Origin of the sequence: Clostridium saccharoperbutylacetonicum N1-4(HMT), from assembly GCF_000340885.1 — a bacterium.
GTDB classification, from domain to species: domain Bacteria; phylum Bacillota; class Clostridia; order Clostridiales; family Clostridiaceae; genus Clostridium; species Clostridium saccharoperbutylacetonicum.
Genome location: NC_020291.1, coordinates 2171234 through 2186586, shown reverse-complemented (window position 1 = coordinate 2186586; position 15353 = coordinate 2171234). Strand labels below are relative to the sequence as shown.

Sequence of the window (15353 nt, the reverse complement as noted above, 5' to 3'; positions counted from 1 at the left end):
TTTCAGAACTGTTTGTCAATATCCTTATGATACTCGTTTAACTGGAGACGAAGCAGGAAGATTAATCAATTTAATATTTTAATATATCAAGACCTTCTGCATCATATATATCAACTTCCTTTATTGATCTTAATATTTCCTTTTTAGCAAGGTCAATATATCCATGTTTATAATATAATTTTCCAAGGTAAAGTAATGCGTATTTAGTGTCTACTACATTCAATAAATTAACAGCTACTGCTAACTCATCAAATTTATCATTTATAAGCAATATTTCTATAACTTCTAAAATTATATTCATATATTCTTTATCGTTTTCATCCTCTGACAACATCTTTGTTGGTTCTTTGGTAAATAGTTTTATTAACTCTGAATATACTCTTAAGTACTTTTTATTATAATCAGATAAATTATCTTCATTAATACTATTTACTATAGATAATGCATTTTCATATTTATTTAATAATATAAAGCTTAGAACTTTATACATGGAAAAAACTATATAATATGAACTTTTTTTATCTATATCATTTATATTAGTGTATTCTTCAAAATCACCATTTCTTATAAGACATCTTGATTTTAATATGATAGTATTTTCAGTAACATTTACTGAATCTTCATATTTTTTTATATATTCTAATGCTGTGCTATAATATCCAACATGATAAAATAAATCAGCAATAATATTATAATAATCCTTTTTGTCCTCTGGAAATGACTCTTCCATTATTCTTTTCATCTCTTCTAATGATACATTTTGTGCTTTTAATACATCAGCTATATTGTATAAAGGTTCAATATAATCAGGTTTTAATTTTAAAGCTTCAACATAATTGTTATAAGCAGTATTATAATCTTTATACTTCATATAAACATTACCTAGTTCATAATAAGCTCTATAACTCCATGTTCCAAATATAAATTTCAATTCTGAAGGTGGTTCACCAAGTTCGATGCATTTTTCCAATGCTTTTATTTGAAGAGTGGGTCTATCAAGCTCATGCCAAATAAGAGATTTGTAGAAGTAAAAATCTGTACATTTTGGATAATACAAGCTTCCAATATCTACAAATTCTAGGGCTTTATTATAATTTTTTAATTTCAAATTGGCAATAATTATTCGCAATATCAATAAAGAACTATAGCCTGTATTAGGAACAAACTTTTCATAGGCTTTATAGTAACATTCTAAAGCTTTATTCATATCATCTAATGCTCCATATTCATTTCCCAAATTAAAATAAACAAACCCATCATTAGGATTTTTTTTGATTTGTTCATTCAAAATAAATATATTTCTATTTCTTTTATCTTTAGAAATAATTCTTTTATCAATGTAACCATAATGATATATTTTTATCTCATTACAGACTGCATTATAGTCTCCTTTGACACTAATTAATTGATTATGCACTTCTCCTTCATAATGAATACCTCGATTATTTTTAAATAACCTCGGATTTAAATTTATAGCAATATTATCATTGTCTATGCTGTTTCCATAGTAACTTAAGGTTTCAAAATGATAAATTGCTTTTTCATCTAATTCAGTATTTAACAACACTTTAAATGTTTCCTTAGATTCTGAATTCAATTCATCGTCTGCATCTAATATAAGTATCCAATCTTTTGTGGCGTATTTTAAAGATTCATTTCTAGCTTCACTAAAATCATTGTTCCATTTAAAATAATAAATCTTAGCCCCAAAATTCTTTGCAATTTCTACTGTTTTATCACTAGAACCAGTGTCAACTATAATGATTTCATCAACTATATCCTTAATGCTAGATAAACATCTTGGCAAATATTCCTCCTCATCTTTTACAATCATACATAAACTTACTTGATTCTTCATTTAATCCCCCTTGCATAAAAAAATTGTTATATGCTTACAAGTTTATACTATTAAATTTCTACTCAATTCTAGTTTTCATACTATTCTAATTGCAGCTAAGACGTTTAATTAATTCATAAATTATATTTTGAATTTAGCATTAACCATTACATCAGCCCTCGATATATAATATGTTCTCTGTATAAAAATGTGATTATCTGTATATTACATCTATAAAATGACCGTTTCTTATATTTGAAAATCAATAGTTAATTTAGTTATATTTAAAAAATAAAAATTACTTTCCAGCTCTAATAAATTCAAAAATAAGGATAATTTATATTAAATTAAAAAGCTAAGGTTTCCCCTAGCTTTCTTATATCTTATAACAATTCAATATTATCTTTATTTTCAACGTCCTTAGTTGCATTTCTTGTGTCAAATATGAATATAGAATTTTCTTGAATAAAGCTATAATTATATTTTTTATGGGCAGTAGTTATAACAACTAAATCTGCATTCTTTAACATCTCAACTGTTAATTCTACACCTTTACACTCTTTCCCCTTATACCTATAAGATGTTATATATGGATCATAAAATGTTACTTCTGAACCTTGTTTTTGAAAATTCTCTATTACTTTAAGAGCAGGACTTTCTCGATAATCATCTATATCACTTTTATAAGCTATTCCTAATATCAAAATATTAGCTTTATTTAAAGGTTTATTAAATCTATTCAATATGCTGGCAGCTCTTTGCACTATATATTGAGGCATAAAATTGTTAATTTCTCCTGAGGTTTCTATAAGTCTTGTGTGATAATCATATTCTCTAGCTTTCCAAGTTAAATAATATGGGTCTAATGGTATACAATGTCCACCAAGCCCTGGACCAGGATAAAATGCTTGAAAACCATAAGGTTTAGTTTTTGCTGCTTCTATAACCTCCCAAATATCTATATTCATCTTATTACATATAACTGCCATTTCATTAATCAACCCAATATTTATATTTCTATAAGTATTTTCAAGAATTTTCTCCATTTCAGCTACCCTTGGGCTAGATACTTCAAAAATTCCGCTGTTTAAAACATTTCCATATAATGCTGCTGCTATTTCCGTGCTATCTTTACCTACTCCTCCGACTACCTTTGCTGTATTGGCAGTATTATACATTGAATTTCCCGGGTCCACCCTTTCAGGTGAGAATGCTAAATAAAAGTCTTCTTCACACTTTAAACTGGACATTGATTCTAATATAGGCAATACTAATTCTTCAGTAGTTCCTGGGTAAGTTGTACTTTCAAGAATTACAAGCATACCTTCATGTAGATACTTTCCAACTGATTCTGTAGATTCTTTAACATAGCTAATGTCTGGTTGTTGATACTTATCTAATGGAGTAGGAACACAGATTAAGATTACATCAATATCTTTCACAAACTTAATCTCATTACTTGCTTTTAACCTTCTATTTTCAATTACAAATTTTAGGTCTTCATCTATAACATCACTTATATAATTTTCTCCATTATTAATCATGTTCACTTTTTTCTCTTGAATATCAAATCCTAGTACTTTATACCCACTTTTTGCAAATTCAACCGCCAAAGGTAGGCCTACATATCCTAAACCAATAATGCCTATTGCAGCTGTTTTATTGTTAATCTTATAAATCAATTTATCTTTGTTTAACATTGAATCCTCTCCTATTAGTCAATTCCCTTTTCCGTTAAATTTAATATATAATATGTTTTTATACTAATATGTTGCTACAACTTTAAAAGTATTGTTTTTAATGAACTTCTCATACCATAGACTAAAAATCAATGTCCTTTAAGAAGAATTAATCCTTCTTAAAGGACATTGATTTATTATTCATTTTTATTATTTAAATTTCTAATTTGTTACACTTTCCTTAACATAACTTTTCCTTAATTTCTAAGTTACTAACCGTTGACCTTGTTCACATAATTCTACAAGCTTTTTTTCATCTATATTACACCAAGTAGATGCTAATTTGGCTGAGTAATTTTCATACTTATCTTTACCTGACTTAGCAAAAAGATAATCCCAATTGATTCTATCATAATCCAAATAGCCCTGCTTATAAAGATAATTCCACAAACTTGTTCCAGGCAGCGGAATTACTACTGCAAAGCTTGCTCCAGTTGGTTTAATTTCTCTTATTAAATCAAAACTTTTATTCACAGATTCAATTGTTTCTCCTGGATAGCCTATCAAAAAAAATGTATACATATCAATACCTATTTCCTTTGTAATCCGTAGAGCTTCCCTAACTTGATCCAGTGTGATTTTTTTGTTCATTTTTTCAAGCATATTTGCATCTCCACTTTCTACTCCATAAGAAATATATATGCATCCTGCTTTCTTCATTTTCTCAAGAAGTTCTTTGCTTGTCCTATTTACTCTTGTAAGGCAACTCCATTTTATATTCAAATTTCTTTTTATTATCAAATTAAGAAGTTGATTTGTGTGCTTAAAATTAGATGTAAAAGTATCATCTGAAAACCAAAACATTTTTTGTCCATAATTTTTTATTAAATATTCTATTTCTCTCACTATATTTTCAGGAGATCTATAGGCCACTTTATCTACTATTACACTTGAAGCACAATATGTACATCTATATGGGCACCCTCTAGATGATACTATATTATATCTATCGTATAAATTCATATCTAACAAATGGTATGCTGGCATAGGAATATCATCAATATTCTTAATTAATTCTTGTTGCTCCGTACATATAACCTCTCCATTTTTTATATAAGCAATTCCTTTGACCTTACTAACTTCCGTACCCTTTCCAAGTGATTCCAATAAATTTAATATTATAGTTTCACCTTGTCCTCTAATTACAAAATCTATTGCTCCATTAGATTTTTCTAACATATACTTATAGCTGGCAGTAGCATGATTTCCACCAACGCTAACAATTATGTTCTTATTATAATCCTTTATTTTTTCACATAACTCTATTGCTAGATTATTTAGAGGTGAATAATTTGCACTAATTCCAATAAAATCTGGACTTATTTTCATTATTTTTGCTATTACATCATCTAATGTTAATTCTTCAGCATTAGCATCTATAATCGTTACTTTATATCCATTAAGTTCTAAAACTGCACCTATATATGCAATCCCCATAGGTGGATCTTTTTGAATATCAAATTTTATACGCCAATTAAAATTAGGCATTATTAACACTACATTCTTCAACATATATGCAATCCTTCTCCATACAATCTTAGTCTTTTTAATTTTCTTATAGAACCTTCCAGCGAAAATTTCACTAGTCCTGTGGAAGATAAATGTATCTGATTTCGGTAATTGTTAAATAAGTATAATTCCTGCATTGTATATCTATATATTATCTAATAATTTTACTTTCATAGAATAATTTAATTTGTCCTTTATTTTTTTATTGTCTCCTAACATATTTTTACATTCTATATTATTAAATTCATATTGTACATTATTAATACCAAACTTATCGCTTATTCTTTGACAAAGTTCTTTTATAGATACTATTTCGTCTCCACATGCATTGAATATCCCTTCAAGCCTTTTCTCAACAACCCCATTAATAAGATTACATAAATCTACAATATTAATTGGATTAATTAACGGCATTCCTTCATTATTTAAAATTACCTTCTCACCTTTTAATATCTTGTGAATAAGATTTGAAATTAATCTTCCTTTCTGACCTTTTCCATATGGGAAAAAAACTCTTATAATTGTGATTTTAATTTTATTTTGATATTCCATGCAAAGCTTTTCTGAAAAGTACTTGGATAAACTATATATACCATGTGGATTGCATTGTTCCTCTTCTTTAAATGGATTACTTTCAAATCCATACACTCCTCCAGTGGAGATATAGATAAACTGTTTCACACCCGTTTTTCTACTATATTCTAAAAGTTCTAATGTGGCTCCTACATTAATATCTATATAGTCCCTAATATTTGAATTACAATCTCCTACAATAGATGCACAATGAATTATAGTATCTACATCGAAGGGCATTTCTATATTTTCCATGCTATCTCTTAAATTCCAATATATATTTTTACAACTTTCATTTCTATTTCTTCCCAAATTATATAATATATCATCTTCCTTAAAAGTATTTATTAAACTTCCTCCTAAAAATCCTGTACCACCTGTAATAACTATATTTCTATTCATATTAAACCTCTAATATAAAACTTATTTCATATTTCCTCTATACCACGCAATTGTTTTCTCCAATCCAGAAATCAAATCATATTTAGGTTGATACCCCAATATTTCTTTTGCTTTATCAATGCTTGGAATTCTTATTTCTACATCAACATAGTTTTTTGGCACATATACTAAATTTGACTTTGAATTTGATATGGTTTTTATACTATGAGCAAGCATAGAAATTGTAATGGTTCCTCTTGGATTTCCAATGTTAAAAGAATTTCCTATTGCTTCTTTTTTTTCTAAACAAAGCATTATGCCATCAACAAAATCCTCTATATAGCACCATGATCTTATTTGATCTCCATCACCATGGATTTCCATATCCTCCTCTTTTAATGCTTTTAATATAAATGAATGAATTGCACCTTCTCCTACCTGTCCTTCTCCATATATATTGAAAGGTCTTACTGAAATTGCAGGTAATCCATATTCCTTATAATAACTATGTGCTAAATGTTCTCCTGCAAGTTTACTTACAGAATATGTCCATCTAGCTTCTCCTACAGGTGCTAAATTTGTAGTACTTTGTTCATCTACTTTGAATGCATATGATCCAAATACTTCACTAGTTGATATATTAATGAATCTATCCATCTGTTTTATATAATCTTTAATAGACTCTACAACATTATAAGTACCTATCATATTCACCTTCATTGTTTTTACTGGATTTCTTATTACAGTATCAATTCCTGCTATAGCTGCTAAATGTATTACTATTTCAGGTTTAAATTCATCCACTGCACTTTTTAAAGATTTATAATCTAGTATATCTCCTTTAACCAATTTTATATTTTTCATCTTAAGTAATTCAGTTTCTTTGACCGAGTTTCTATTCAGATTATCATAAATTAATATTTCATTATTATTTAATAGTCTTTCACATATCTTACTTCCAATAAATCCAGCTCCACCTGTAATCAGTATTTTTTTATCTTTTACCATACTCTTTGCCTTCCATTATATTTCTTCGTATATTTTAACTATCTCAGAATTCAGCTTATTGATATCATGATATTTTTCTACATATTTGCGTCCATTGAGCCCAATTATTTTTAAAGCATCCTGATTTTTTATTAAATATTCTATTTTTTCTTTAATATCTTCAATTCCACATGAAATTATTGGTAATTCACTTGGATATTTTTCTTTCATCTTCTCATTTATATAACATATTACTGGTTTACCTAATGCCATATTTTCAATTGCCACCAATCCATATGAACCTATTAACAACTGATCAATAACAACATCAGCATTTCTATAAGTTTTCATTGCATCTTCATAACTCATATTTTCTATAAGTTTAAAATCGAAATCATAGCTCAGTTTTAAATCTTCTATAGCTTTTAGAATATATTTTGTGCCTTTAATTTCTCTATTGGTTGGTGCATGAACTATTAATAATTTATCATTCTTAGCATTATTTAACTTGAAATCACTTAAATCTATGCATTGACGTATTATATGAATATTTTCATAATAATCTTTTACATAATCATATAATTCGTAATCACAAACCGCGCAGTGTGAAATATTCTTTGATAAAAAATCTAACCGTCTTTTTATTGTATTTTCATCTAATTCTTTAACTTTCACATTTGGACTTACCATAACTGCTTTAGAATACATTCTTACATCAGATCCCCAATGTTGCATTAAAACTTTTTTACCTAATTTTTTAAGAAGCTGCAAATCACTATAATCTATAGCTAAGCTCGTTCCAAAATGAAAATGGAATACATCATTTTCTGCTATCATTTTAGCAGCAAGCTTTTTTGTTTCTACATTTGCTGCATTAATATCTTTATATAAATTAATGTCTAATACATAATCGCATTTATATCCTAGATAACTCGGGTAATAATTTAACGCTTTTGCCTCTAATCCCAATTTCCTAAGACCTTTTGTTATAGTGTTTATTTGATTTGCAATTTCGATAGTACCATTTAAAATCCTCAAATTACTACTTATAGGTTTAAAATTCGAAATTACATCTCCAACATTTACATTGCTACTTGGATTAAACAATTTTGCCTTGCAAAAATATTCTAAGGCTTGTTTCTCTTCTTTCTTTTTATCCATTAAGTAACTAAGATTAAATAATAACTCTTCATTATATGGTTCTCTTTCTAATACATTTTTTAATATATTTTCAGAATCTAAAGTAATTCCTTTCATCATAGTTATAATCAATTTCAGTGAATACATTTCTGGATCAAACGAAACAACTTTAAAGTATTTATCTATAAGAAATAATGATTTTTCTAATTTCTTATTATCTAATAAATATTGTATATTATCTTTTATCTGCTTTTTCATATTTTGTAATTCTTGTTCCATTTCATTACTCCAAAATTATGATTATTATATTGTATTCTTTGATGATTTAAATTATGATTTATTATCATTGACCTTAGTCAAATCTCATTTTCAAATAAATTTAATGTTAACGTAATATAAATTAATGAGCAAAATTCATTGAATCATAAATATGAAACAAATCACTTTACACATTACCGAAATATGTATTATATTGTCACAATTTAAAGGACTAGTAATATAATATATTATAAAAATATGAGAAAATCCAAGAAATTAATTAAAGGAGATGTTATTTAATGGCAAGTTTTGATACTCCACAATCAACTACTCTTGCAACAATTCACGTTACTGGAACTATCCCTGCAGCTAATGATGCAGGTTATATTGAGATTCGAGCTATTGCTTCTCGTGCTGGTGCTAAACAAACTTTTTACCAAGCATTTTCTGTTACTGCTAGTCCTACAGGTCCTCAAAGAGCTTGGGCAGGTAATGGAACTTATCAGATAGTTATTTATCCAAAATTAACCAGCACCCAATCAGTTACTTCGACATCAGTTCTCAGTAGTTTCCAACAATAATATAAACTATAATATAAATTTCATGGAGTTGTTATGCAACTCCATGCTTTCTAACAAAAGGAAAGAAGATTTAAAATGTAGCTATTATAATTATTTCTGCAAATAAAAGTCTAACATAACAGATAAATTTCCAATAGTAGATTGCAATTTTATTCACTTCTTTTTATAAATTTCATATATTGAAGTGATATGATTCTAAATAAAACTTACATAAGGTAACACTCCCATCTCACCTAAAGGCGAAAGTGATTCACAGAAAATAAAAGATTTTTGTTCTCTACTTTTCTTTAAGGTGGGAGCTAACAGTGGAGAGCTCCTAGACATTATGACCCTTGTAGTTACATTGTGCCCCTTGTGGGTATAAGTTCAACTAACCTTCAGAGGAATATTTACCCTTAAGGGGCACTTAGAAAACTCCCTCTGAAGCTAAGTTTCATTTTATATGGCCAACGATAGCGAAGAAATGGAGGTTAATAATGAAAAGTATTACGATTCCAGCTATTAAAAGTTTAACAATTTCAAATAAATATCCTGATAAAAGTTTAAATGAAGATACAATAATAGTAGGCTCTGATGGTGAACATAACTATTATAGCTATTTATTTTGGGATATCTCATCAATACCTTCTAATGTTATAATATCCAGTGCAAAGCTTACGCTTTTTAAGGCTGATAATTTTTTTTATGATACTAGCAAAAAAATCTCCATAAGTCCGCTTTATGAATACTTTAGCACCTATACAACTTATAACAATTCCCCTAATTATAATCACAATACTATAATAAATTTTTATCCATTGACTACTAATGTATCAGTAACAGTAGATATTACCACTATTGTTTCCTCATGGATAAAAAACAGCTTAAGGAATAAAGGTATAATACTTTATGGAAGAAATAAAGATACCCTTACAAGCTTTGGATCTGCTACAAGTTCAAACAGCTATCTTGTACCATTTATAATAATAAATTATGAGCCTTATTCTAATAAATGTTGTAAAAAAGATTGTAATGATAAGCACTCCCAAAATGATTATTGCAAAAAAGATTGTAATAACAAATGCTTTCAAGTTGATTGTTGTAAAAAAGATTGTGATGACAAATGCTTTCAAGATTATTGTTGTGGAAAATGTATAAAGATATGTAAAGAAGAACTTGAAGCTATTTTGTTTAAAGTGTGCAAAGAGGCTTGTGGAAATAACTGCGATCCCTATCCCCCAAATACTTCAATTACTAGAACGGTAAACGTTACGGGAACTGTAGCTCCATTATCAATTTATTATATAGTTGTTGATTTACAAGTAACTCGCGCTTCCAGTGGACAAATAAATAACTATTATGTATCTGATGAATATGATAATTCCCTAAATAATAATCCACTTCCTATAGATAAAACTTATAATATAGCAATAAGCCCTCCTATTCAGCCTGGAGATACAGAAAATGTAATCTTATATGGTTCCTATAAAGGCTTTTAAATTTACAAGTACTTTGTACTTTCAGTTAAAAAACCTCAGAAATATTTTCTGAGGTTTTTTCTCTTAATTACTATCTACAGGGAATCAGCTGCCACTATACTTGAATTTAAATACTAAAGATTGATGCTAAAATCTTTAGTGCAACTTATATAAAAGAAAAAATTAGATTTAATTATAATTAACTTCTCTGTTTAAATCTAATTATCCTTCATCTTCTTCGCTACTTCATTAGCAGCAATCATTCCACTTTGAAGAGCCCCTTGCTGAGAAACATGCTTTTGTGAAATATGCTCTCCTGCAAAGAACACCCTGTCTCCCATTTCGGGAACTGTAACAGCATAGGAAAAAAGCGTTTTATCCTCCGGCTTTGATAATGCTCCTGCAGTCCATATATATTGTACATCCGACCAAATTAATGACTTATAGTCAATTAACTTGTCATCTAAATAATGAGGCGAAAGTCCATGAACTTTTTCTATATATCTCATTACATCATCAATTTGCAATTCTGGATTTTCATTTCCCAATCTCACTGCGTCTTGGCACCAGCTATAGCTAGCTAGTAATACACCAGCCTCTTCAGGGCTTGCCCCAGGCTTTAATACCCATTTGCCATATTTATTAGCTACAGGTTTTGCATGATCTGAAGGATAGTGAATTGAAACTAAAGGAAGATCCGTAAAAGAACATCCTCCTACTATCTTTTTTGATGCATTTCCCATTTCCCAAAATCTTTCCTTAAGATGTAGATATATCTTCTGTGCTATTTCATAGTTCATTTCATTTATAGCCTGCATCTTAGTAGTTGAAAAAAGAGGTTCAATTTCAATTCTCCTTAGGCTTGAGAATGGTATGGCACATATTACGTAATCGAATTCTTCAGATGTTTCTTTAGTATTTCTATAATCCGTATATTTAAGTATAATTTTATCTTTTGAAAAAGAATTATATATTCCACTAACAGGGAAACCCATTTTTATTTCTATTTTACCTAATTGTTCTTTACTAATACCTCTATAAGCCTCTTCCTTTTTGTCACAAAGCGCTTCATATAATGAATGAGGTAAATTAATCATACCATCGGTAATACGATAAGTATATTCAAAATCTGCTGTATAGTATTGCTGAAGCATTTCAGTAAGACTTAAACTAAAAAACTGTTCTTTGCCTTCCAAATACGCAAGCATTGATATAGAATCCTGACTAAGATCCACATTCTCATATGCATTTCTATAATTTAATTTATCTATTTCTATTATACTCTTTGAATATTCAGATTTAACTTGAATTAATTCCCTTCTTAATTCTATTGGAAGAGATCTTAAATATTTTATATATATCTTTTCATGGAGTTCAGACCATGCTTTTTTTCTCTCAATTTGGCTTAAATTAAACTTAGGATATATATTATTTTCCACACTTTTCCCTTTAGCATCATTAATCGCCCGTTCATCTCTAACATAAAACAAACCATTATCATTATGATGTACAAAAGGGCTTGTATGAAGTTTAAAAAGATTTATATAATGCCAGGTAGTCTCATGTGATACTGGTATACTCATTGGACCTAATTCACCATAGTACTTTCTATTTCTATCAAAGTAATAAGTGTATACCCTTCCTCCTATTCGATGGCTTGCTTCAAATAAAGTAATGTTACAACCTGTCTTTCTTAGTTCAAAGGCAGCAGCTAATCCAGCTTCTCCGGCACCAATTACTGCCACTTTAACATTTTTAGCACACCCAGTCGGACAAATATCAGTTATATCTTTCGGTGGGCTCATCAAATCAATTATATTACTTAAATCATCTAATCTATTCTGCATCTTTAGTATATATTCAAGCATTGTATATCTTTCGCACTCACCAGGATTATCTATTTGATAAGGAGAGTTTGAATTACCATAAGAATTCATAACTTTCACATCCTAATATTTTTTATTACATATATAATTATATATGTACCGCATCCTTCATTTCGCATTATCCTTTATAAATCCTCAGGATTGTTACTATTAGTTTTTCTATATCCTCAAAGGTATTAAAATATCCTGGACTCACTCTCACAGTACCAGCATATTCTGTACCAATCACGTCATGTATTAAAGGTGCACAATGGTAACCTGTTCGTACAGCTATTCCTTCTTCATTCAGTTGTTCACCAACAATAGAAGCATCAATTCCCTCTATATTGAAGGAAAGTACTGGACTTCTTTGTTTTACAGAATTATTCCCATAAATTTTTACATAAGGTAGTTTTTTTAATTCCTCGAATAAATATGATATCAATTCTTTTTCACATTTTTGTATATTATCTACTCCAACTCTCTTAATGAATTTTATTCCTTCACATAAACCAGCAATTCCTGGTGTATTTAGAGTTCCACTTTCAAACTGATCTGGCATGAAGTCTGGTTGAACCATGAAATGAGAATTGCTTCCGGTTCCACCTTCTTTAAAATTCTTTAATTTTATTCCCTTTCGTATAAACAAGCATCCTGTTCCTTGAGGTCCCAATAATCCTTTATGCCCTGAGAATGCTAATAAATCAATGTTATCTCTTTCCACATCAATAGGAATAACTCCAGCACTTTGAGATGCATCCACCATAAATATAATTCCTTTTACCTTTGAAAGATTGCCAATATTTTCGATATCTTGAAGACTACCTAGTACATTAGATGCATGATTGATAATGATCATCTTAGTATTTTTCTTAATCTCTTCCTTAATATCATTAATATTAACATACCCTGCTTTATCTACATTTACCAAAGTGACTTCAACTCCGCTTTTGCTCATTGAATGCAATGGCCTTAAGACAGAATTATGTTCAATTACTGTACTAATAACATGATCTCCCTTTTTTAAAACTCCTTTAATTCCTATATTTAATGCTTCGGTTGAATTGCCTGTAAAGATTAAGTTAAAAGGACTGGGAATATTAAATAATTTGCATATTTCTTCTCTTGTTTCCATAATTTTTAGAGCTGCTTTTATAGACATGTCATAAGAACCTCGTCCTGGGCTAGCAGCATAATTTCTCATGCAATTTAGTACTTCTTCATAAACTGCTGATGGTTTTGGAAATGATGTAGCTGCATTATCTAAATAAATCATATGAATCTCCTTATAAAATTTATGCGTTGTGCTAGTTAAATTATTAAAGAACTCTATCAAAGTTCAATTATAATTAAATTAAGTAAAAATCAATAATAAGGAAGATGATTGAAATTGTAGAGTTCACTTATTATAATACTGAAAATTTAATAATTTGAATGTCTTGTTTATAGTTTCCTTTATATTAATTGATTCTGTTTATAATGTAATAATACCTAGTTCTATGCAAAATATAGGAAACATTTTTAATAATAAACTTTCAGATTCTAAAATGACAACAATCCGCCTCGTAGGCGAATCTCTTATAATTGATTCTAAAAAGGCATGGTCTTATTTTGTTAAAAACCTTTAATACTTATTCCCCATTATTTGTCATAGAACAAGTTTTAATAGAACTAAAACTATATACATTAGTTAATTCTAATTGTTTTTCAAGAATATTTCTGACAAAAATATATTTACAATTGTTTTAAACATACTTTTAGTAGCTAGTACAACGCGTAAATAAAAGATTTATAAGGTAATTAAAATCTATTCGGAGAATAATCTTTGCTAATTATATTCGCCATCATTATATTCTCCATCATTATAACCTCTATCGTTATCATCACACTCTGAGAATAATGGTTCTAAGTTTTGATCTGGATAGAACTTAGGAATTGGAGCTTTTTCAAATCTCTCACATGGATCTTCCTCTGGTTCTTCTTCACATGGTTCTTTTGGAACTGGACAGTAGTCATAAGCTGGGATAAGAAGCTGTACAATAAGCTCACATTTTACAACAATGAAATACCCCAAAGTGATGTCTAAAACACAGTTTCCTTCTCTATCTTTTAGTAATTCACCGTCTAGTGCTTCAGCAACCATTTCAAGTTTTATTATATTAGGATCTAAATCTTGAACATGGTGAGCAGATACAAAACCAGCAGAAATTTGAGCTATAGAATCAGGACAGTAGAACTTCCCAATTACATCAGTTCTATTAATTTCATAAAATTCACTTTTGTTTACACCATTGCAGTCAAGATAATCTGCATAGAAAGAAATAATGTAAGAAAGAACTATTTTTTTGAAACCTTGTTTTCCTTTAAGTGGAATCTTATCCACAGAGACCAACTTTACATTGAAGTCCCTACTACCAATATATCTCTTAGGATCTGTTAGGGGATCACTTCTCAATTCATAATCTGTTGTATTTGTGTCAGGGCCTTCACCGTATACAAGACATCTTTTTATTAAGCATTGATCAAATATCTTAGGTACTTCAATGCAAACTAATTCGGAAGGATCTGGCAAACGTCCTTGTTTATTTACAAGACCCGGACGTGGCAAAAATTTTTTGAAGTTAATGGACATAAATTCTCCTCCTCTTGAAAGATTATGATAAATGTAATTTTATTTAATATTCATAATACATCGTATGTAAGAAAATAAAAGTGGTGACATTAAAAAGTTAGATAAAATAATTTTTTTAGTAAATATAAATTACTACATTATTATATTTTAAAGTTTGTATTTTTATCAGTATTCTATGAATATGATTATTCGCAATTTGTAACATATTATGACACCACCCATAGTATGTAATAACATGGCATTGTAATACCATGGTATAGGCTTTAAAGGAGGTTACGATTTATTGTGGGGCAGAATAGTTATTTTGATGATAAAAGAGACGATAAAAGGAAAAATTCTTTTTGCGATAGATATGATGATGTAGAATATGGTAACCAGCAGAATCCTATGTGCT

At 28.8% G+C, this 15353-nt stretch carries 11 protein-coding genes; 2 read left to right on the top strand and 9 right to left on the bottom strand.

Annotated elements, in window-relative coordinates; genetic code table 11:
* Positions 1-70 precede the first annotated feature (70 nt).
* From CSPA_RS09665 to CSPA_RS09640, 6 genes are all read right to left on the bottom strand, one after another.
* The gene (locus CSPA_RS09665) at positions 71-1858 is read right to left on the bottom strand and encodes a tetratricopeptide repeat-containing glycosyltransferase family 2 protein (protein WP_015392066.1); all 1788 of its coding nucleotides are present in this window, start codon (positions 1856-1858) and stop codon (positions 71-73) included.
* 362 nt (positions 1859-2220) lie between these two features.
* Positions 2221-3537 carry a nucleotide sugar dehydrogenase gene (locus tag CSPA_RS09660; protein ID WP_015392065.1) on the bottom strand — a complete coding sequence of 439 codons (1317 nt, stop codon included), beginning with the start codon at positions 3535-3537 and terminating at the stop codon, positions 2221-2223.
* A 243-nt stretch (positions 3538-3780) separates the two neighbouring features.
* Entirely contained in the window at positions 3781-5088 is a 1308-nt protein-coding gene (locus CSPA_RS09655) for a B12-binding domain-containing radical SAM protein (protein WP_015392064.1), read from the bottom strand.
* Positions 5089-5229: 141 nt separating this feature from the next.
* Positions 5230-6060 (bottom strand): NAD-dependent epimerase/dehydratase family protein, encoded by an 831-nt coding sequence (locus tag CSPA_RS09650; RefSeq protein ID WP_015392063.1) that lies wholly within the window; start codon positions 6058-6060, stop codon positions 5230-5232.
* A 21-nt stretch (positions 6061-6081) separates the two neighbouring features.
* Positions 6082-7047 (bottom strand): NAD-dependent epimerase/dehydratase family protein, encoded by a 966-nt coding sequence (locus tag CSPA_RS09645; RefSeq protein ID WP_015392062.1) that lies wholly within the window; start codon positions 7045-7047, stop codon positions 6082-6084.
* Between the two features lie 15 nt (positions 7048-7062).
* Positions 7063-8445, bottom strand: a complete 1383-nt coding sequence (locus tag CSPA_RS09640; RefSeq protein WP_015392061.1) for a glycosyltransferase — start codon at positions 8443-8445, stop codon at positions 7063-7065.
* Between the two features lie 278 nt (positions 8446-8723).
* Between CSPA_RS09640 and CSPA_RS09635 the strand changes: the two genes are divergently transcribed.
* Together CSPA_RS09635 and CSPA_RS09630 are read left to right on the top strand one after the other, a co-directional pair.
* A complete protein-coding gene (locus tag CSPA_RS09635) occupies positions 8724-9005 on the top strand; it encodes a hypothetical protein (protein WP_015392060.1) in 282 nt (93 codons plus the stop codon).
* A gap of 476 nt (positions 9006-9481) precedes the next feature.
* Positions 9482-10483 (top strand): DNRLRE domain-containing protein, encoded by a 1002-nt coding sequence (locus CSPA_RS09630; protein WP_015392059.1) that lies wholly within the window; start codon positions 9482-9484, stop codon positions 10481-10483.
* 197 nt (positions 10484-10680) lie between these two features.
* Here the strand turns inward: CSPA_RS09630 and CSPA_RS09625 are convergent, their stop codons facing one another.
* The 3 genes from CSPA_RS09625 to CSPA_RS09615 all read right to left on the bottom strand — a co-directional run bounded on the left by CSPA_RS09625 (position 10681) and on the right by CSPA_RS09615 (position 14959).
* Positions 10681-12399, bottom strand: coding sequence for a flavin monoamine oxidase family protein (locus CSPA_RS09625; protein ID WP_015392058.1), 1719 nt, complete (start codon positions 12397-12399; stop codon positions 10681-10683).
* Positions 12400-12466: 67 nt separating this feature from the next.
* Positions 12467-13603 carry an aminotransferase class V-fold PLP-dependent enzyme gene (locus tag CSPA_RS09620; protein WP_015392057.1) on the bottom strand — a complete coding sequence of 379 codons (1137 nt, stop codon included), beginning with the start codon at positions 13601-13603 and terminating at the stop codon, positions 12467-12469.
* A gap of 552 nt (positions 13604-14155) precedes the next feature.
* Positions 14156-14959, bottom strand: coding sequence for a hypothetical protein (locus CSPA_RS09615; RefSeq protein WP_015392056.1), 804 nt, complete (start codon positions 14957-14959; stop codon positions 14156-14158).
* Positions 14960-15353 lie beyond the last annotated feature (394 nt).

Excerpts from the sequence above, each read along its gene's own strand:
- CSPA_RS09665 (WP_015392066.1), bottom strand. The coding sequence starts at position 1,858 with ATGAAGAATCAAGTAAGTTTATGTATGATTGTAAAAGATGAGGAGGAA.
- CSPA_RS09660 (WP_015392065.1), bottom strand. The coding sequence starts at position 3,537 with ATGTTAAACAAAGATAAATTGATTTATAAGATTAACAATAAAACAGCT.
- CSPA_RS09655 (WP_015392064.1), bottom strand. The coding sequence starts at position 5,088 with ATGTTGAAGAATGTAGTGTTAATAATGCCTAATTTTAATTGGCGTATA.
- CSPA_RS09650 (WP_015392063.1), bottom strand. The coding sequence starts at position 6,060 with ATGAATAGAAATATAGTTATTACAGGTGGTACAGGATTTTTAGGAGGA.
- CSPA_RS09645 (WP_015392062.1), bottom strand. The coding sequence starts at position 7,047 with ATGGTAAAAGATAAAAAAATACTGATTACAGGTGGAGCTGGATTTATT.
- CSPA_RS09640 (WP_015392061.1), bottom strand. The coding sequence starts at position 8,445 with ATGGAACAAGAATTACAAAATATGAAAAAGCAGATAAAAGATAATATA.
- CSPA_RS09635 (WP_015392060.1), top strand. The coding sequence starts at position 8,724 with ATGGCAAGTTTTGATACTCCACAATCAACTACTCTTGCAACAATTCAC.
- CSPA_RS09630 (WP_015392059.1), top strand. The coding sequence starts at position 9,482 with ATGAAAAGTATTACGATTCCAGCTATTAAAAGTTTAACAATTTCAAAT.
- CSPA_RS09625 (WP_015392058.1), bottom strand. The coding sequence starts at position 12,399 with ATGAATTCTTATGGTAATTCAAACTCTCCTTATCAAATAGATAATCCT.
- CSPA_RS09620 (WP_015392057.1), bottom strand. The coding sequence starts at position 13,603 with ATGATTTATTTAGATAATGCAGCTACATCATTTCCAAAACCATCAGCA.
- CSPA_RS09615 (WP_015392056.1), bottom strand. The coding sequence starts at position 14,959 with ATGTCCATTAACTTCAAAAAATTTTTGCCACGTCCGGGTCTTGTAAAT.